Below are 17,428 nucleotides of genomic sequence, written 5' to 3' on the forward strand. Positions count from 1 at the left end.
CTCCGCATAGACAGGAGAACGGACATGTCCGATTTTATCTTCCTCGCGGTGCTCGTCACCATCAGGCCGCTCGGCCTCTATATCGCCCGCGTCTTCGCAGGCGAGCGCATCGCGCTATCGCCGATGCTTGGTCGCCTCGAGGCCAGCCTTTACCGCATCTCCGGCATCTCGCCGGACAAGGAGCAGGGCTGATTGGCCTATACGCTCTCGATGCTCCCTTTTCCATCGCCGGCTTCGTAGCGCTAAGCCTATCTGCCGCTCAACCCGTAGCGTTTTGCCGGCATTGCGCCGGACCTCGCCTTCAACACGGCGGTCTCCTTCGTCACCAACACCAACTGGCAGAACTATGACGGGGAAACCAGGCTCAGCCATTCCAGCCAGATGGCCGGCCTGACGGTGCAGAACTTCCTCTCCGCCGCGACCGGCATGGCGCTCGCCATCGCGCTGACGCGGGCGCTGGCCCGATCCAAGATCTCGACGCTCGGCAACTTCTAGGTCGATATGACGAGGGCGACGCTTTATGTGCTCCCTGCTGATGACCGCGCTCGTCGTGAGCTCGTCGGCACCTGCGGCAGGGCTGGGCTATCATCAGCGCCATGGCCGTCCTGTTGATATCGGGTGTCGCCGTGATCTACTGTGCGGAGTCCGCGGGTAATCCGATCCTGACGGCTGCCGGCGTCGATCCCACGCTCGGCATCGCCATGCTGTTCGCCGCTTCGCCTATGTCGTGCCGGTCATGGCGATCGCCCGCTCGCTTGCCGAGGCGGCGCTGATCGCCATGTGCGGCGGCGGCACTAATGATGCGCCTGCCCCTCGCCTAGGCCTATGTCGGCGTCGCCATGCAACCGGCACGCAGGCGGCGCGCGAGGCGGCAAACATGGTGGACCTCGATGCCAGCCCGACGAAACTCATCGAGATCGTCGAGATCGGCAAGCAGCTCCTCATGACGCGCGGCTCGCTCACCACCTTCTCGATCGCCAACGACGTCGCGAAATATTTCGCGATCATACCGGCGCTGTTCGTCGCGACCTATCCGGCGCTGGCCGCACTCAACGTGATGAATCTCGCCTCGCCGCAATCGGCCATCCTCTCGGCCGTCATCTTCAACGCGCTGATCATCGTGGCGCTGATCCCGCTGGCGCTGCGCGGTGTCGCCTATCGCCCGGCGGGTGCCGCCGCCCTGCTGCGCCGCAACCTCCTCGTCTATGGCCTCGGCGGCCTGATCCTGCCTTTCGCGGGCATCAAGGCTATCGATCTTGCCGTCAGCGCCCTACATCTGGTGTAACCATGCTGAACCATCTTCGCCCCGCCATCACCCTCGTCCTCGCCCTGACCGTGCTGCTCGGGATCGGCTATCCGCTTGCCGTAACGGGCGTCGCGCAGGCCGTGATGCCTGCCGCGGCCAATGGCTCGCTCATCGAACGAAGCGGCGCCGTCATCGGCTCCGACCTGATCGGTCAGGCCTTCACGACGGAGCGATACTTCTGGCCGCGCCCGTCCGCGACCGGACCGGATGCCTATAATGCCGCGGCCTCCTCCGGCTCGAACCTTGGCACGACCTCGGTGAAACTGCGGGATCGTGTTGCGGCCGATGTCGAAAGGCTCAAGGCGGCGGGTCTCGTTACCCCCGTGCCGGCCGATGCCGTGATGACGTCCGGCTCGGGTCTCGATCCGCATATTTCCCCGGCTTTCGCCCATGCGCAGATAGCGCGTGTTGCAAAGGCGCGGGGACTTTCGGAAACGGAGATAGCGAACCTTGTCGAAAATCGTATAGAAAGCCGTCTTTTCGGCGTCATCGGCGAACCGCGGGTGAACGTGCTACAGCTTAATCTCGCGCTCGATGCGCGCGGACCTTGAGAGTGAGAATGACGGAAAACGAGCGAGACGACAGTCTGAGGCCCGATCCCGATGCATTGCTTGCCTTGGCGGAGAAAGACCGCCGGGGCAAGTTGAGCGTTTTTCTGGGAGCGGCGCCGGGCGTGGGCAAGACCTACGCCATGCTGACGCGCGCCGGGCGGCTGAAGGCCGAAGGCGTGGACGTTGTCGTCGGCCTCGTGGAAACCCATGGACGCGGCGAGACGGCTGCGCTCGTCGACGGTCTTGAAGTGCTACCGCGTGTCGGTATCGAGTATCGCGGCAAGGTGTTGCAGGAATTCGACCTCGACGGTGCGCTTGCCCGACGCTCCAAGATCATTCTGGTCGACGAACTTGCCCATTCCAACCCCGAGGGAAGCCTTCATCCGAAGCGCTACCAGGATATCGAGGAGCTGATCGCCGCCGGCATCGATGTCTGGACCGCGCTCAACATCCAGCATCTTGAAAGCCTTTCCGACGTCGTGGCGCAGATCACCGGCGTGACGGTGCGTGAACGGGTGCCTGATGTGGTGCTGAAAAAGGCCGACGAGGTGTTGCTGGTCGATCTGCCGCCGAACGACCTGATCGAACGGCTGAAGGAGGGCAAGGTCTATCTGCCCGAAAGCGCCAGCCGCGCCGTCGACCGCTTCTTCCGCCTCGGCAATCTGACCGCTCTGCGCGAACTGGCGCTGCGCCGCACCGCCGACCGCGTCGACGAGCAGGTGGTCGATTACCTCAAGCAGAACGCCATCGAGGGGCCTTGGGCCAGCGGCGAACGGCTGCTGGTTTGCGTCGGGCCGGATGACCTCTCGGAAAAGGTCTTACGCGTGGCCAGCCGTCTCGCCTCCGGCCTCAATGCGCCCTGGATCGTCGTCTCCATCGAGCGCGCGGACCGGGAGGTCGAGACGACCGAACGTCTGCAGCGCATGGAAGCACTCTTCCGGCTCGCCGAACAGCTCGGTGCCGAAACACGCCGGGTGGTCGGCAACGACTTCGTCGAGGAGATCCTGAAGCTCGCCCGCCGCGAGCATGCGACGCAGATCGTCATCGGCGCGCGGCGTAATCGTGGCTGGCGGAAATTCCTGCTGCCGTCGCTGCCGGATGCCCTGTCGCGCAAGGCCGCGGGCCTTGGCGTGTATTTCGTGACGCCCGACAAGACGGAAAAGCCGCCGGCGCCCGCCCGCTTCGCTTTGCCGGGCATCGCATCCTACAAACAGTCGGTGCTGATTGCCGTGGCGCTCAGCGCGGCCACGGCGGCCGTCGGCAAGCTCGTCTATGTCTTCGCAGAACTGCCCAACATCTCGCTGCTGTTCCTGCTTGCCGTTCTCGGTGCCGCGGTGCTTGGCGGCTATGTCTCGGCCTTTATCGCGGCGGTGCTGTCTGCGCTCGCCTACAACTTCCTCTTCATCGATCCGCTGCACACCTTCACGATCACCGCGCCGCATGAGGTCTTCGCGCTGATCGTCTTCCTGTCGGTGGCGATCATTGCCGGCGGCTTCGCGTCGCGCATCAAGGAGCAGGCGGAGGTTGCCCGCGTGCGCGCCACCGCCTTGCAGTCGCTCTATGAATTCTCGCGCAAGCTCTCGACGGCTGGCAAGTCGGACGATGCGATCTGGCTCGCCGTCTCCCATCTCCAGGCGAGCCTCAAGCGCAACATCGTGCTGCTCCTGCCCGACAAGAGCGACCTGAGGGTCGCCGCCGTCTGGCCGCCGGATACCGAACTCGACGTCACCGACTTCACCGCCGCGCGCTGGACGCGCGACAAGCAGGAGGTGGCGGGTGCCGGCACAGGCACGCTGCCGAATAGCCGCTTCGAGTTCCGACCCCTGATGGGACCGCATGGCCTTGTCGGCGTTTGCGGCATCCAGCAGAGCGAAGAGCAGCTTGGTCCGAATGCCGAGCGCGCGCTGTCGGCCATTCTCGACCAGACCGCGATTGCGCTCGACCGCGCGCGCCTTTCGGAGGAAAGCCTGCAACAGGCCGCGCGTCTGGAGGGCGAGCGCTACCGCGAGGCCCTGCTGTCCTCGATTTCGCACGACCTGCGCACGCCGCTCGCCACCATCATGGGCGCCGTCACCAGCATTCGCCAACTTGGCGACAAGATGGAGCCGGAGAGCCGCGACGATCTGTTGGAATCGATCGAGGAGGAGGGCGGCCGTATGAGCCGCTTCGTTTCCAATCTGCTCGACATGACGCGCATCGAGGCCGGCACGTTGAAGCCGAAAAGTGACTGGATCGACGTCTCCGACGTCATTCATTCTGCCGTCGAGCGGGCGCGCAAATATTTCCCGGGCACGGTGATCGAGACGGGCATCGCACCCGACCTGCCGCTGATCGAGGGCGACAATGTGCTGCTCGGCCAGGTGCTGTTCAACCTGCTCGACAATGCCGTGAAGTTCGGCGGCGAGGAGCCGGTCAATGTCTATGCACGGCGCGACGGGCAGGATGTGCTGATCTCCGTCACCGACCTCGGCAAAGGCATTCCGCCGGCCGAGATCGACCGTGTCTTCGAAAAATTCTACCGGCGCGGCAAGCCGGACGGGCGTTCGCCGGGCACGGGGCTCGGCCTTTCCATCGCCCGCGGCTTCGTCGAGGCGATGGGCGGCAAGATCCAGGCGGAAAGTCCGGCCGTGAAGAAGCGCGGCACGCGCATCGTGATCCGCTTCCCGGCGGGCGAGGCGGCAAAGGCTGAAAAGGCGAAGGGATGAGCGAACGCATCCTCGTCGTGGATGACGAGCCGCAGATCCAGCGGTTCCTCAAGCCCGCCCTCAAGGCGGCGGGCTACGACGTGGTGGAAGCACTGACCGGCAGCGAGGCGCTGAAGGCGGTGGCGACGGCCGCACCCGACCTCGTCATCCTCGATCTCGGCCTGCCCGACATGGACGGCAAGGATGTTCTGACGAGCCTGCGTGGCTGGACGACGATCCCGGTCATCATCCTCTCCGCCCGCGAGCGCGAGAGCGAGAAGATCGCTGCCCTCGATCTCGGCGCCGACGATTATATCGAAAAGCCTTTCGGCATCGGCGAACTCACCGCCCGCATCCGCACGGCGCTGCGCCATCGGGAGCGGGCGGCGGCCGCGCCTGCGGTCATCACCACCGACGGCCTGGTGATCGATACGGTCAGGCGTTTGGTGACGCGCGGCGAGGAGACGGTGCGGCTGACACCGAAGGAATACGATCTGCTGACATTGCTGGCGCGCCATGCCGGCCGCGTCGTCACACACAAGACACTGCTCACCTCGGTCTGGGGGGTAGCGCATGGTGAGGACCTGCACTATCTGCGCGTCTTCATCGGCCAGCTTCGCCAGAAGATCGAGCGTGACCCGACCCGGCCCGCCATCGTGCGCACCGAACCCGGTGTCGGCTACCGGCTGGTCATTGACCTCTAGCCTATCTTTTCGACGATGGGCGGTATCTGCACTACCGTGATATCCGTCGCGCCGGAATCGATAATGCCGAAGACGGCCTCCAGCATTTTCGGCACGTCCTGCCGCACCATCTCGATGTGATCGCCGAGCATGGCGACGAAGGGATCCCAGTCGAAGCAGCCGAGATGCGGCATGCGCTCGGCATAGTGGCCGGAGCGGCAAATCCAGCGCATCACGCCTTCCAGCGAAATCGTCGAATTGACGAACATGCCGCGCGGCAGGGTGCTCGTGCGCTCGGCAAGCTGCTTCATGACGGTCTCGGCCTTTTCCGGTGCGTAGCCGCATGTCTGCACCAGTGCCTCGTCGACGGCAATGCCGGCCTCCGCATGGGCGTCGCGGAAACCGCGCACGCGCTCCATCGTGTTGTGATCCGTGCCGCGGCCGCCGACGAAGAGGAGAGGGGCTTTTTCGCCGAATTCCCGCTCGCAATTGGCCAGAACCCGGCGCGTCAGTTCCAGCGCGCCGCCATAATTGTCGGAGATGACGGAGGGGGCGCGGGAGCCGGGCAGGTCGAGATTGATGGTGCGCACGCCGGCGCCGGCGCAGAGATCGACGATGCGGTCGGGATCGGTGGCGCCGGTCGCGATCAGGCAGTCGACCTGATAGGACAGCATGGCGCGTGCCGCCTCCACCTCCAGCGCCGGGTCGCGCCGGGTGCAGGTGATGATCGGGAACAGGCCGCGCTCGCGCGCCAGATTTTCGAACTGCTCGACGATCGAACCGAAATAGCGGTTGTCGTATTTCGGCACGATCATGCCGATGATCTTCGAGCGTTCGCGCCGCAGCACGCTCGCCTGCATGTTGACCGCGTAGCCCTGTTCTTCGGCCAGTTTCGTGATCTTTTCCGCAAGCTTGGCGCTGATGCGCCGCTTCTTCCAGTTGCCGTTGAGAACGGCGCTCACAGCGCTGGCGGAGGTGCCTGCCAACTCTGCCAGATCATAGATGGTCGTCCTTTTCGCTGATGTCGTGCGATTCACATGTCATCTCCATTTCGAAAGCCACCTTGACACCAATCCCGTTTGGTGACAATTCTTGCTTCATCGATTGAGCACGCTTGCTTCATCGATGAAGTTGCCTGAACAGCAAGGCTGACCCAAGGGAGGAGTCAGACGGAGCATCGACGAACCGGACGTTGCGGCATCGCTGCAGCGAACGATGATCTGCGCGCTTATGGCGTGTGGAAGGGTCGAGCCCTGTCGCCCTTGGCGGCTTGTGGTCGCCGGCGAACCGAACTGAAAATCAACTGTGGAGGAACCCCATGAAGACGCTTAACATCCTGCTCGCCTCGACCGGCCTTGCCCTGTCGCTCGGCAGCGCCGCCCTTGCCCAGGAAAACGCGACCGTCGCCTTCCTGATGCCCGACCAGGCCTCGACCCGCTACGAGCAGCACGACTATCCCGGCTTCAAGGCCGAGATGGAAAAGCTTTGCGCCACCTGCACGGTGATCTACCAGAACGCCAATGCCGACGTGGCGCTCCAGCAGCAGCAGTTCAACTCGGTGATCGCGCAGGGCGCCAAGGTCATCGTGCTTGACCCGGTCGATTCCGCCGCTGCCGCAGCCCTCGTCGAAATCGCTCATTCGCAGGACGTCAAGGTCATCGCCTATGACCGCCCCATCCCGGACAAGCCGGCCGACTACTACGTTTCCTTCGACAACCAGGGCATCGGCAAGGCCATCGCGCAGTCGCTGGTCGAGCATCTGAAGGCCAAGGGCGTTCCGGATGGCGCTGGCGTGCTTGAGATCAACGGTTCGCCGACCGATGCGGCCGCCGGCCTGATCCGTGACGGCATCCACGAGGCGCTTTCGGCTTCGCCCTACAAGACGCTCGCCGAATTCGACACGCCGGAATGGGCGCCGCCGAAGGCGCAGGAATGGGCCGCCGGCCAGATCACCCGCTTCGGCGACGAGATCAAGGGCATCGTCGCCGCCAATGACGGCACGGGTGGTGGCGCCATCGCGGCTCTGAAGGCCGCCGGCGTCAAGGAAATGCCGCCGGTGACCGGCAACGATGCGACGATCGCAGCCCTTCAGCTGATCATCTCGGGCGACCAGTACAACACGATCTCCAAGCCGTCGGAAATCGTGGCCGCCGCTGCCGCCGGTATTGCCGTCAAGCTCCTGAAGGGCGAGACGCCGGAAGCCACCCAGAAGCTCTACGAAACGCCGTCGCAGCTTTTCGTTCCGGCGGTCGTGACGGCAGAAAACATCAAGGCCGAAATCTTCGACAAGGGCATCAACAAGCCGGAAGAAGTCTGCACCGGCGAATATGTTGAAGGTTGCCGCAAACTCGGCATCATCAACTAATTGCGCCCAGCGTGTCCGGCCGTGGCCTCCCGCGGCCGGACATTCCGATCAGTCGTAAGGTCTTTTTGAAGGTGCAGGGGCCATGACAGCCATGCAGAGTCTTCCCGCCAAGGGGCAATCGGTGATGCGTCTCACCGGCGTATCCAAGAATTTCGGGGCCGTATCCGCGCTGACGGATATCGAGCTCGACGTCAAGGCCGGCGAAGTCGTCGCGCTGGTCGGTGATAACGGAGCCGGCAAATCGACGCTGGTCAAGGTGCTCGCCGGCGTGCATCAGCCCTCGTCCGGCACGATCGAATTCTGTGGTCAGCAGGTGTCGCTCGACACGCCCGCCAAGGCGCTGGACCTCGGCATTGCCACCGTCTTCCAGGACCTTGCGCTCTGCGAAAACCTCGACGTCGTCGCCAACCTCTTCCTCGGCCACGAAATGTCGCCCTGGGCGCTCGATGAAGTGGCGATGGAAGTGCGCGCCTGGACGCTGCTGCGCGAGCTTGCCGCACGCATCCCGTCCGTCCGCGAACCCATCGCGTCGCTCTCCGGCGGCCAGCGCCAGACGGTGGCGATCGCCCGCTCGCTGCTGCTCAATCCGAAGCTCATCATGCTGGACGAGCCGACGGCTGCCCTCGGCGTGGCGCAGACGGCCGAGGTGCTGAACCTCATCGAGCGCGTGCGCGATCGCGGCCTCGGCGTCATCATCATCAGCCACAACATGGAGGACGTGCGCGCCGTGGCGGACCGGATCGTCGTGCTGCGGCTGGGCAAGAACAACGGCGTCTTCACGCCTGATTCCTCCAACCAGGACCTCATTTCCGCCATTACCGGTGCCACGGACAACTCCGTCTCGCGCCGCGCCGACCGCAAGGCCGGCGAAGCACACGAACATCACGGGGGAGCAGCATGAACCAGAATCCGTCCCAGCCGATGCTGGACCGCAGCGACGAGCGCGTGCGTCACGACGACAGCCTCGCCGCCATGGCCAAGGGCTTTTTCGACCGCGTGCGCTCCGGCGACCTCGGCATGCTGCCCGTGGCCGTCGGCCTCGTCGTCATCTCCATCGTGTTTTCCGCGCTGAACCCGATCTTCCTCGCGCCGAACAACCTCGTTAATCTGTTGTTCGACTGCGCCACGGTTGGCGTCATCTCGCTTGGCATCGTCTGCGTGCTGGTGCTCGGTGAAATCGACCTGTCGGTCGGCTCGATGAGCGGCCTCGCCTCGGCCATGGTCGGTGTGCTCTGGGTCAACCAGGGCTGGCCGATCGCCGGCGCCATTCTCGCGGCCCTTGTCGTCGGAGCGGGCGTCGGCCTGCTCTATGCGACGCTCTACAATCGTCTCGGCATGCCGAGCTTCGTCGCCACGCTTGCCGGCCTGCTCGCGCTGCTCGGCATGCAGCTCTACATTCTCGGCCCGACCGGCTCGATCAACCTGCCTTACGCCTCCTCTCTGGTGCGCTTCGGCCAGATCCTGATCATGCCGGACTGGCTGTCCTATACGCTGGCACTTCTGCCCGGTCTCGTCATGATCGGCCGTGGTCTGCGCACCCGCACCCAGCGTCTCGCCGCCAATCTGTCGGCCCAGCCGATGCGCGCGCTGATCCTCAAGGCTGTCGTGCTGACGGTCGTGCTGGAAGCCGCCGTGTTCTATCTCAATCTCGGCCGCGGCATGCCTTGGATGTTCGCACTCTTCATCGCGCTTGCCGTCATCCTCAACTATGCGCTGACGCGCACCCAGTGGGGCCGGTCGATGTTCGCCGTCGGCGGCAACAAGGAGGCGGCGCGCCGCTCGGGCATCAATGTGCGCCGCATCTATATGAGCGCCTTCATGCTCTGCTCGACGCTGGCGGCACTCGGCGGCATCCTCTCGGCCTCGCGCCTTGCCTCTTCCAGCCAGCAGGCCGGCACGGGCGACGTCAACCTCAATGCGATCGCCGCAGCCGTCATCGGCGGCACGAGCCTCTTCGGCGGACGCGGCAGCGCCTATTCGGCCCTGCTCGGCATCATCGTCATCCAGGCGATCTCGAATGGCTTGACGCTGCTCAACCTGTCGTCTTCGCTGCGCTACATGATCACGGGCGGCGTTCTCGCCATCGCCGTCATCGTCGACTCGCTCGCCCGTCGCTCCCGCGTCAGCCACGGCCGCGCCTAACGCATATTGAAATGGAGTTTTAGACCATGGCTGACCTCATGAAGGGCAAGATCGCCGCCATCACCGGTGCCGCCTCCGGCATCGGCCTCGAATGCGCCAAGACGCTTTTGGCCCAGGGTGCGAAAGTGGTGCTGGTCGATCGCGCCAAGGACAAGCTGGAGCAGCTCTGCAAGGAGCTCGGGCCGAATGCTCTGCCGCTCGTCGTCGATCTGCTGACGCCGTCCGACGTCTCCGGTATGCTGCCGCGCATCCTCGAGATCGCCGGCGGGCTGGATGTCTTCCATGCCAATGCCGGCGCCTATATCGGCGGTCCGGTGGCGGAAGGCGATCCCGACGCCTGGGACCGTATGCTGAACCTCAACATCAACGCCGCCTTCCGCTCGGTCCATGCGGTGCTGCCCTACATGATCGAGAAGAAGACGGGCGACATCCTGTTCACCTCGTCGATTGCCGGCGTCGTTCCCGTCGTCTGGGAGCCGATCTACACGGCCTCGAAATTCGCCGTGCAGGCCTTCGTGCATTCGACGCGCCGCCAGGTGGCGCAGCATGGCGTGCGTGTCGGTGCAGTCCTGCCGGGTCCGGTCGTCACGGCGCTGCTCGACGACTGGCCGAAGGAGAAGATGGACGAGGCGCTGGCCAATGGCAGCCTGATGCAGCCGAAGGAAGTGGCCGATGCCGTGCTCTTCATGCTGACGCGGCCGCGCAACGTTACGATCCGCGACCTCGTCATCCTGCCCAACAGCGTCGATCTCTAAGCGTGTGGCAAGCGGCATGACGCCGCTTGCTCCAAGAACTCCTGATTGCAGGCGGTAGACCCATGACCACTCCTTCCTCCGCGCAGCCTCCGGGCGGCGAACGCTACCTTGTCGGCGTCGATGTCGGCACGGGCAGCGCCAGAGCCGGCCTCTTCGATCTTTCCGGCCGCATGCTGGCCTCGGGAAAACGCGATATTTCGCTGTTTCGCGAACCGGGTGCGATGGTCGAGCAATCGAGCACGGAAATCTGGGCCGCCGTCTGCGCTTCGGTACGCGAGGCGGTCGAGAAGGCGGGTGTCGCACCGGAAACGGTTGCCGGCATCGGCTTCGATGCGACCTGCTCGCTGGTCGTGCTCGGGGAAGGGGGCAAGCCGCTCCCGGTCGGTCCTTCGGAAGACCCGGAACGTGACATCATCGTCTGGATGGATCACCGCGCGGTCGATCAGGTCAAGCGCATCAATGCGGGTGGCTATGATGTGCTGCGTTATGTCGGCGGCATCATCTCGCCGGAGATGGAGACACCGAAGCTCCTGTGGCTGAAGGAAAACCGCCCCGAGGTCTTCGAGGCCGCCTGGCAGTTCTTCGATCTCGCCGATTTCCTGACCTGGCGCGCGACGGGTGATCTTGCCCGCTCCACCTGCACCGTCACCTGCAAATGGACCTATCTTGCGCATGAAAAGCGCTGGGACCCCACCTATTTCCACGGTATCGGCCTTGGCGTTCTCGCCGACGAGGATTTCGCCCGCATCGGCCAGCACGTCGTCGAGCCTGGCACGCCGCTCGGTCGCGGCCTGACCGGGACGGCGGCTGCCGAGCTCGGCCTTGTCGAGGGCATTCCGGTCGGCGCCGGCATGATCGATGCCCACGCGGGTGGCATCGGCACGGTCGGTGTGGATGGCCCGCCGGAAAACAATCTCGGTTATGTCTTCGGCACGTCCTCCTGCACCATGACCTCGACGCACAAGCCGGTCTTCGTGCCCGGTGTCTGGGGGCCGTATTTCTCCGCCATGGTTCCGGGCATGTGGCTCAACGAGGGCGGCCAGTCGGCGGCAGGTGCCGCCATCGCGCAATTGCTTTCGTTCCACCCGGCGGCGGGTGAGGCCGAAGCATTGGCAAAATCGCGCGGCCTTTCCCTGCCGGTGCTGCTGGCGGAGCTGGCTGCGGAGAAGGTTGATACGCTCTCCGACGTCGCCAAGCTGGCGGATGGCCTGCATGTCGTGCCGGAATTTCTCGGCAACCGCGCACCCTTCGCCGATCCCCATGCCCGTGCGGCCATCGTTGGCCTCGGCATGGAGCGCGACCTCGACAATCTCGTCGCGCTCTACATCGCCGGCCTCTGCGGCATCGGCTACGGACTGCGCCAGATCATCGACGCGCAGGCTGCGGCCGGCGCACCGGTCGACAAGATCGTCATCAGCGGCGGCGCCGGCCAGCTCGATCTCGTGCGGCAGCTTCTGGCGGATGCCACCGGCAAGCCGCTGCTGGCCACGCAGGCGGAAGAACCGGTGCTTCTCGGCGCCGCCATTCTCGGCAGCGTTGCCGGCGGTGCCTTCCCGGATGTGCGGGATGCCATGGCCGCCCTTTCGGCCGTCGACCGCACCTACCATCCGGCCGGCGCGGAAACCAAGGCTCTGCACGCCAGGCGCTACGACGCCTTCCGGCGATTGCAGGATCTGGCGCGGGATATCCGCTAAACGCTGACGAGCAGCGCGACGGGCTCGCCGGAGAGCACGTCCGCAAGCGGCATCGCGCCGCCGAGCGTAATCGTACGGCCATCGAGCACTGACCGTACCGTTCGCCCTTCGAAACCGATGGGGATGAGCAGCGAAATATCCTGCATCGCCTCGTCGTGCAGCCGCAGGCTGTCATGCGCCGTCTTGCCGAAGGCGAGCCGCGGCACGACCGTGATCGCAAAGGCTTCCGGCGTGCCGCGCAGAAAGGCGAGGGCCTGACGGCCGCCATCGGAAAAGTCCAGAGGAAGATAAGGTCCGTCGAACGGTCGGGGCGTCTCGTTGCGCGCGGCAAGCACCGTTGCGGTGAGCCATTGTTTGTAGTCGGCGAAGGTTTCGCGACTTGGGCGCACCCTTTCGGGAACCGCCAGCGAGGCTACATCCAGCAGCGGCCGGTTGTCCGGATCGACCAGGGAAAAGTCGCCGCGCTCACTGCCCTGATAGAGATCGGGAATACCCGGCGCCGTCAGTTTGATCAGCGTCTGCGACAGCGAATTCAAAAGCCCCGCATCGATGAACGGCGACAGCGTTTCCGCAAAGTCGTCCAGAAAGGCCTCGTGAAGCAGGATATCGTCGACGAAACTTGCGACCTTTTGTTCATAGTCGGAATCCGGCCGGTTCCAGTTCGTGCCGATTTTGGCCTCGCGCAACGCCTTCTCCATGTAGGCGGTCATGCGCTTGCCGAGGTCCGCGCGGCCTGATAACGGCCAGATTCCGGCAAGTGCCTGATAGATCAGCCACTCGACATCCGGCTCCGGCACCGTCCTTCCCTGGTGCATGCGGCGGAAACGGTCGTTGAGGCTGGTCCAGCGCGCCACGGCAGCGATCCAGCGCTCGGGGGCTTCGCTGAGCGTGTAGAGGCGCGCCCGCGCGTCCTCGCCGCGTTTCGTGTCATGTGTCGATGTTGCGGAGAGACCGTGCGGCATGGTTTCCAGCCGTGCCTGCATGGCGGCGTGGAACGCGGCTGGGCCGCCCGCCGGCTCGCCGGGATTGCCGCCGACCTCGTTGGCCGCAATGAACGCGTTTTCGCGATAGAAAAGCGTGTCCTCCAGCGCCTTGGCCATGATCGGGCCGCTCAACTGCTGGAAGCGGCTGCGGAATTCGGCGCAGGACGCGTAGGTACCGGCGACGCAGTCGTCGACAAGGATCTCCCAGATGAAATCGATCGCTTCTCGCGCCTCCGGCAGGGCGCGTTCCTGGGCGGCCTGACGCGCGGCTGCAAGAAGCTGGCGATCATGCTCCGTCACCCCGGCCGGCGTGATATAGGTGCGATAGACGGGTAGCGCGATGATGATCGCACGGATCGCCTCGGTCAGCGCACTGCGCGAAAAGTCGGCTTGGGAACGGTCGGCAATGCCCTTCGCCAGCGCGGCCAGGCGATGCATTTCGCCCTCGAAATTCTCGGTCAGCATCTGCTGCTTGCTGGCTTTCGCCTCTTCGGCGTAGCCGTTGCGATGCTCCTCGTTTTTCAGGGGCAGGAAAGCCGCCGCGAGCCGTCCGCCTTCCTGTTCGTCGACAAGGACATCGGCAAGCGCGGCGATGAATTCGTAGCCCGTCGCCCCCGCCACCGGCCAGTCCGGAGCGAACGGCTCGTGTTTCTCGAGGATCTTTTCCACGACGATATAGACGTCAGGCCCGACGGCTGCACGCAGGCGCTCCAGATAGCCGGCGGGATCGGCAAGTCCGTCGACATGGTCGATGCGCAGGCCGTCGACGATGCCGTCGCGGACGAGATCGAGCGTCAGCCGGTGGCTGTCGTCGAAGACGGCGGGGTCCTCGACGCGCAGGCTCGCGAGGCCGGCAATCTCAAAGAAGCGGCGGTAGCTGAGATGCCGGCTCGCCGTCTTCCAGTCCGTCAGTTTCCAGGGTTGCGCTGCGTGGATAGCCGTGATCCGGTCGCGTAGCGCCGAGAGGGTGCCGAGATGGTTTTCCAGCGCGCTGCGGGCGGCGGGATCGAAGAGCACGGCAGAGAGAGCCTTATTGCCCTGCGGATCTGTTGATGGATGCGAAAGCGGAACGGTGATGCCCGCTTCCTGCAAAAGTGTCTGGCAGGTCTGGGGATGCAGCGGATAGAAAGTGTCGTGATAGGCAAGCGCGATCGCATCGTGCTGTGGATCGATCTCGAGCCGGATCGTGCCATCCGCCAGTTCCTCGGCAAACCCCTTGCCGAGAAAGGGCAGCGTCAGTTTCTGCGACCAGTCGATATCGAAATGACGGGCGAAGACGCTTTCGGCGCCCCAGGCAACGATGCTGCGCCACCAGGGGTTTTCGAGGCTCGCCGCCATATGGTTCGGCACGATGTCGAGAACGAGGCCCATATCCTGGTGGTGGAGCGCATCCGCCAGTTCGCGTAGGCCCTCGAGGCCGCCGAGCACGGGATCGATCTCGTTTGGATCCGTGACGTCATAACCGTGCGTCGAGCCGCTGACGGCAGTCATCAGGGGGGAGGCATAGAGATGGCTGATCCCCAATCGCTTGAGATAGGGAACCAGCTGACGCGCCCGTGCGAAGTCCATGCCATTGCGGAACTGCAGGCGGTAGGTAGAGCGGGGAGATGTCATAAAGCCCAGAAGATGCGAGTAAAGCCCGCCCTACAACGCAGATCCACCCGCTTTGTTCCAAAAAATCTTTCAGCCCTGGGGACCGCGCTTTTGCGATCACCGTTCCCACTGGCGCGCGCCGCGCCCGATGTGACAAGGTATAGGCAGCAGGGAGAGGGCGCATCCATGGGCAATCATCTTTTCGACGCGATCCGGGCGATCGCAAAGCCGCAAGCCGTTTTCATCGAGACGGCCGATGGCCGGCGATGGACCTATGGCGACATGATCGCGCTTTCCGGCCGGCTGGCGGGCACGCTTCGCACGCTCGGCGTGCGGCCGGGCGATCGTGTCGCGGTGCAGGTGGAAAAGAGCCCGGAGGCGCTGATGCTCTATCTCGCCTGCGTCAGGGCGGGCGCGGTCTATCTGCCGCTGAACACCGCCTACACGCTGGCGGAACTCGATTATTTCATCGGCGACGCCGAACCAGCGCTCGTGGTCGTAGGGCCGAAAACGCGCGAGGGTGTCGAGGCGATCGCCAAGGCCCATGGCAGCCGCGTCGAGACGCTCGATGCCGCCGGCCACGGGAGTCTCACCGAGCGGGCAGCGGACGAGAGCCCTGAATTCGCCGATGTCGAGCGCGGGCCGGATGATCTGGCGGCGATCCTCTACACATCGGGCACGACCGGCCGCTCCAAGGGCGCGATGCTGACGCATGACAACCTGCTTTCGAATGCGCTGACGTTGCGCGACTATTGGCGTTTCAGCAGCGAAGACCGGCTGATCCATGCCCTGCCGATCTTTCACACGCACGGTCTCTTCGTCGCGTCGAACGTCACGCTGCTATCAGGCGCGTCGATGTATCTACTGCCGAAGTTCGATGCCGACGAAGCCTTGAAGCTGATGGACACGGCGACGGTCATGATGGGCGTGCCGACCTTCTATGTCCGGCTCGTGCAGCATGCCGGCCTGACCCGCGAGGCGACCGCGAAGATGCGCCTCTTCGTTTCCGGTTCCGCGCCGCTTCTGGCGGAAACCCATCGGGCCTTTTCGGAAAAGACCGGCCATGCCCTGCTCGAACGCTACGGCATGACCGAGACGAATATGAATACATCAAACCCCTATGACGGCGACCGCATCGCCGGCACGGTGGGCTTCCCGCTGCCCGGCGTTTCGCTGCGGGTCAGCGATCCGGAGAGCGGCGCGCCGGTGCCGGATGGCGAGACGGGCATGATCGAGGTCAAGGGGCCGAACGTTTTCAAGGGCTACTGGCGCATGCCGGAAAAGACGGCGGCGGAGTTTCGCGCCGACGGTTTCTTCATCACCGGCGATCTCGGCAAGATCGACGCGCGCGGTTATGTGCATATCGTCGGCCGCGGCAAGGACCTCGTCATTTCGGGCGGCTACAACATCTATCCGAAGGAAGTGGAGACCGAGATCGACGCCATGCCCGGCGTCATCGAGAGCGCGGTCATCGGCGTGCCGCATCCGGATTTCGGCGAGGGCGTGACGGCGGTGGTGGTGCTTTCGAAGGATGCCGCGCTCGATGAAAAGGCGGTTCTGGACGGCCTGAAGGACCGGCTGGCGCGCTACAAACAGCCCAAACGCGTGCTCTTCGTCGATGACCTGCCGCGCAACACGATGGGCAAGGTGCAGAAGAACGTGCTGCGCCAGACCTACGAGGATCTCTACAAGGCCTGATCGTAGGCGAAATGCCGCCGCAGGATGTCGAGCACCTCGGTTGCAAGCTCGCCGACGATGCCGTTTCGCTCCCACGAGTAGAGCGAGGCGACGACGGGCGGTTCCGGCGCGAAATCGGCCAGCGGCTTGATCCGCCACCCTTTCGCGGCATCGACCGGCAGCAGGGAGAGGCCGAGCCCGGCTTCGATGGCCATCAGCACGTTGCGCAGGCTGGCGGAGGTGAAGGCGACGTACCAGCGTCGCCGCTCCCGTTCCAGCCGCTCGAACATCGCGTCGCGATAGAGACCGCCGGGCGGGAAGGTGACGAGGGGGACGGGATCGGGAAGGTCGTTTGCCGCATCCATGGCCGCGTACCAGGCGATGGGTTCGGCGAAGCTCGCCCAGGCGTCGGCGTTCGGCGTATCCTCCTTCAAGACCACGATGTCGAGTTCGCCGGCCCTATAGCGTCGCGTCAGGTCGGAGCGCAGGCCGGTGGTGACGTCGAGCCGAGCTTCCTTGTGGCGCTTGGTGAAGCCGGCGAAGACGCGGGCCATTTCGGGGGTCGCGATATCGTCGGGCATGCCGATGCGCACCGAGGTCGTTCCGGATGTCTCGGCCACCAGCGTCAGCGCTTCGCTCTGGAGCGTGAGGATGCGCCTTGCATGGCCGAGCAGGCGCTCGCCCGTCACCGTCAGGCGCACGGGGCGGGCGGCGCGGTCGACGAGGTCGCGGCCGATCGCCTCTTCGAGACGGGCGATCTGCTGGCTCATCGTCGACTGGGTCATGTGCAGGCGGTCGGCGGCGGCCGTGAAGCTGCCGGCATCGGCGACCGCCACGAAGGCCCGGAGCAGGCGCGGATCGAGCACGATACCTCCATCGAAAATCGGAATGATGGGTATCTAAACATGTAATTTGCGCATGATTCAAGCGAATGGTAGCGATGTCGGAAGGGTGGCGCGAGTCCGCGAGCCGCCCGGCATCAGCAGAAAGTCGAA

12 protein-coding genes and 2 pseudogenes are annotated in these 17,428 nt (G+C 64.7%); 11 read left to right on the forward strand and 3 right to left on the reverse strand.

What is annotated here, in order from left to right; translation table 11 throughout:
• The first annotated feature begins 24 nt into the window (after positions 1-24).
• From AC27VQ_RS01650 to AC27VQ_RS01670, 5 genes and pseudogenes are all read left to right on the forward strand, one after another.
• Positions 25-495, forward strand: a pseudogene (locus tag AC27VQ_RS01650) (potassium-transporting ATPase subunit KdpA).
• A 274-nt stretch (positions 496-769) separates the two neighbouring features.
• Positions 770-1,285 (forward strand): annotated as a pseudogene (locus AC27VQ_RS01655) (potassium-transporting ATPase subunit B); the annotation flags it as partial.
• A 2-nt stretch (positions 1,286-1,287) separates the two neighbouring features.
• Positions 1,288-1,857: a potassium-transporting ATPase subunit KdpC gene (kdpC, locus tag AC27VQ_RS01660; protein ID WP_488714933.1), complete on the forward strand. Its 570-nt coding sequence runs from the start codon at positions 1,288-1,290 to the stop codon at positions 1,855-1,857.
• Between the two features lie 8 nt (positions 1,858-1,865).
• Positions 1,866-4,562, forward strand: a complete 2,697-nt coding sequence (locus AC27VQ_RS01665; protein ID WP_488714934.1) for an ATP-binding protein — start codon at positions 1,866-1,868, stop codon at positions 4,560-4,562.
• Positions 4,559-5,245 (forward strand): response regulator, encoded by a 687-nt coding sequence (locus AC27VQ_RS01670; protein ID WP_488714935.1) that lies wholly within the window; start codon positions 4,559-4,561, stop codon positions 5,243-5,245. Before AC27VQ_RS01665 ends, AC27VQ_RS01670 begins: the two co-directional genes overlap by 4 nt.
• On the opposite strand, the gene AC27VQ_RS01675 is transcribed toward AC27VQ_RS01670, so the two are convergent.
• Positions 5,242-6,261 (reverse strand): LacI family DNA-binding transcriptional regulator, encoded by a 1,020-nt coding sequence (locus tag AC27VQ_RS01675; RefSeq protein ID WP_488714936.1) that lies wholly within the window; start codon positions 6,259-6,261, stop codon positions 5,242-5,244. The genes AC27VQ_RS01670 and AC27VQ_RS01675 overlap by 4 nt on opposite strands.
• A 281-nt stretch (positions 6,262-6,542) precedes the next feature.
• On the opposite strand from AC27VQ_RS01675, the gene AC27VQ_RS01680 reads away from it, so the two are divergent.
• From AC27VQ_RS01680 to AC27VQ_RS01700, 5 genes are all read left to right on the forward strand, one after another.
• Positions 6,543-7,589, forward strand: a complete 1,047-nt coding sequence (locus AC27VQ_RS01680) for an ABC transporter substrate-binding protein (RefSeq protein ID WP_421594498.1) — start codon at positions 6,543-6,545, stop codon at positions 7,587-7,589.
• Between the two features lie 91 nt (positions 7,590-7,680).
• Positions 7,681-8,490: an ATP-binding cassette domain-containing protein gene (locus AC27VQ_RS01685; protein WP_488714937.1), complete on the forward strand. Its 810-nt coding sequence runs from the start codon at positions 7,681-7,683 to the stop codon at positions 8,488-8,490.
• On the forward strand, positions 8,487-9,731 hold the full coding sequence (locus AC27VQ_RS01690; RefSeq protein WP_488714938.1) for a sugar ABC transporter permease: 1,245 nt from the start codon (positions 8,487-8,489) through the stop codon (positions 9,729-9,731). The genes AC27VQ_RS01685 and AC27VQ_RS01690 overlap by 4 nt, the downstream gene beginning before the upstream one ends.
• A 26-nt stretch (positions 9,732-9,757) precedes the next feature.
• Entirely contained in the window at positions 9,758-10,486 is a 729-nt protein-coding gene (locus AC27VQ_RS01695) for an SDR family oxidoreductase (RefSeq protein ID WP_488714939.1), read from the forward strand.
• A 62-nt stretch (positions 10,487-10,548) separates the two neighbouring features.
• Positions 10,549-12,180, forward strand: coding sequence for an FGGY-family carbohydrate kinase (locus tag AC27VQ_RS01700; RefSeq protein WP_488714940.1), 1,632 nt, complete (start codon positions 10,549-10,551; stop codon positions 12,178-12,180).
• Here AC27VQ_RS01700 and treY read toward each other — a convergent pair.
• Positions 12,177-14,777, reverse strand: a complete 2,601-nt coding sequence (gene treY / locus AC27VQ_RS01705) for a malto-oligosyltrehalose synthase (protein WP_488714941.1) — start codon at positions 14,775-14,777, stop codon at positions 12,177-12,179. The genes AC27VQ_RS01700 and treY overlap by 4 nt on opposite strands.
• A 165-nt stretch (positions 14,778-14,942) precedes the next feature.
• Between treY and AC27VQ_RS01710 the strand changes: the two genes are divergently transcribed.
• Positions 14,943-16,454, forward strand: coding sequence for a malonate--CoA ligase (locus AC27VQ_RS01710; protein WP_488714942.1), 1,512 nt, complete (start codon positions 14,943-14,945; stop codon positions 16,452-16,454).
• Here the strand turns inward: AC27VQ_RS01710 and AC27VQ_RS01715 are convergent.
• Complete coding sequence (locus AC27VQ_RS01715) at positions 16,442-17,299, reverse strand: LysR family transcriptional regulator (protein WP_488714943.1); 858 nt, start codon at positions 17,297-17,299, stop codon at positions 16,442-16,444. The two genes, AC27VQ_RS01710 and AC27VQ_RS01715, sit on opposite strands and share 13 nt — an antisense overlap.
• Between the last annotated feature and the right edge of the window lie 129 nt (positions 17,300-17,428).

It is taken from the genome of Shinella sp. 20P9.1.1 (assembly GCF_057798995.1).

What these genes read in the sequence shown, in the direction of transcription:
- kdpC (WP_488714933.1), top strand. Translation starts at nt 1,288, where the DNA reads ATGCTGAACCATCTTCGCCCCGCCATCACCCTCGTCCTCGCCCTGACC.
- AC27VQ_RS01665 (WP_488714934.1), top strand. Translation starts at nt 1,866, where the DNA reads ATGACGGAAAACGAGCGAGACGACAGTCTGAGGCCCGATCCCGATGCA.
- AC27VQ_RS01670 (WP_488714935.1), top strand. Translation starts at nt 4,559, where the DNA reads ATGAGCGAACGCATCCTCGTCGTGGATGACGAGCCGCAGATCCAGCGG.
- AC27VQ_RS01680 (WP_421594498.1), top strand. Translation starts at nt 6,543, where the DNA reads ATGAAGACGCTTAACATCCTGCTCGCCTCGACCGGCCTTGCCCTGTCG.
- AC27VQ_RS01685 (WP_488714937.1), top strand. Translation starts at nt 7,681, where the DNA reads ATGCAGAGTCTTCCCGCCAAGGGGCAATCGGTGATGCGTCTCACCGGC.
- AC27VQ_RS01690 (WP_488714938.1), top strand. Translation starts at nt 8,487, where the DNA reads ATGAACCAGAATCCGTCCCAGCCGATGCTGGACCGCAGCGACGAGCGC.
- AC27VQ_RS01695 (WP_488714939.1), top strand. Translation starts at nt 9,758, where the DNA reads ATGGCTGACCTCATGAAGGGCAAGATCGCCGCCATCACCGGTGCCGCC.
- AC27VQ_RS01700 (WP_488714940.1), top strand. Translation starts at nt 10,549, where the DNA reads ATGACCACTCCTTCCTCCGCGCAGCCTCCGGGCGGCGAACGCTACCTT.
- treY (WP_488714941.1), bottom strand. Translation starts at nt 14,777, where the DNA reads ATGACATCTCCCCGCTCTACCTACCGCCTGCAGTTCCGCAATGGCATG.
- AC27VQ_RS01710 (WP_488714942.1), top strand. Translation starts at nt 14,943, where the DNA reads ATGGGCAATCATCTTTTCGACGCGATCCGGGCGATCGCAAAGCCGCAA.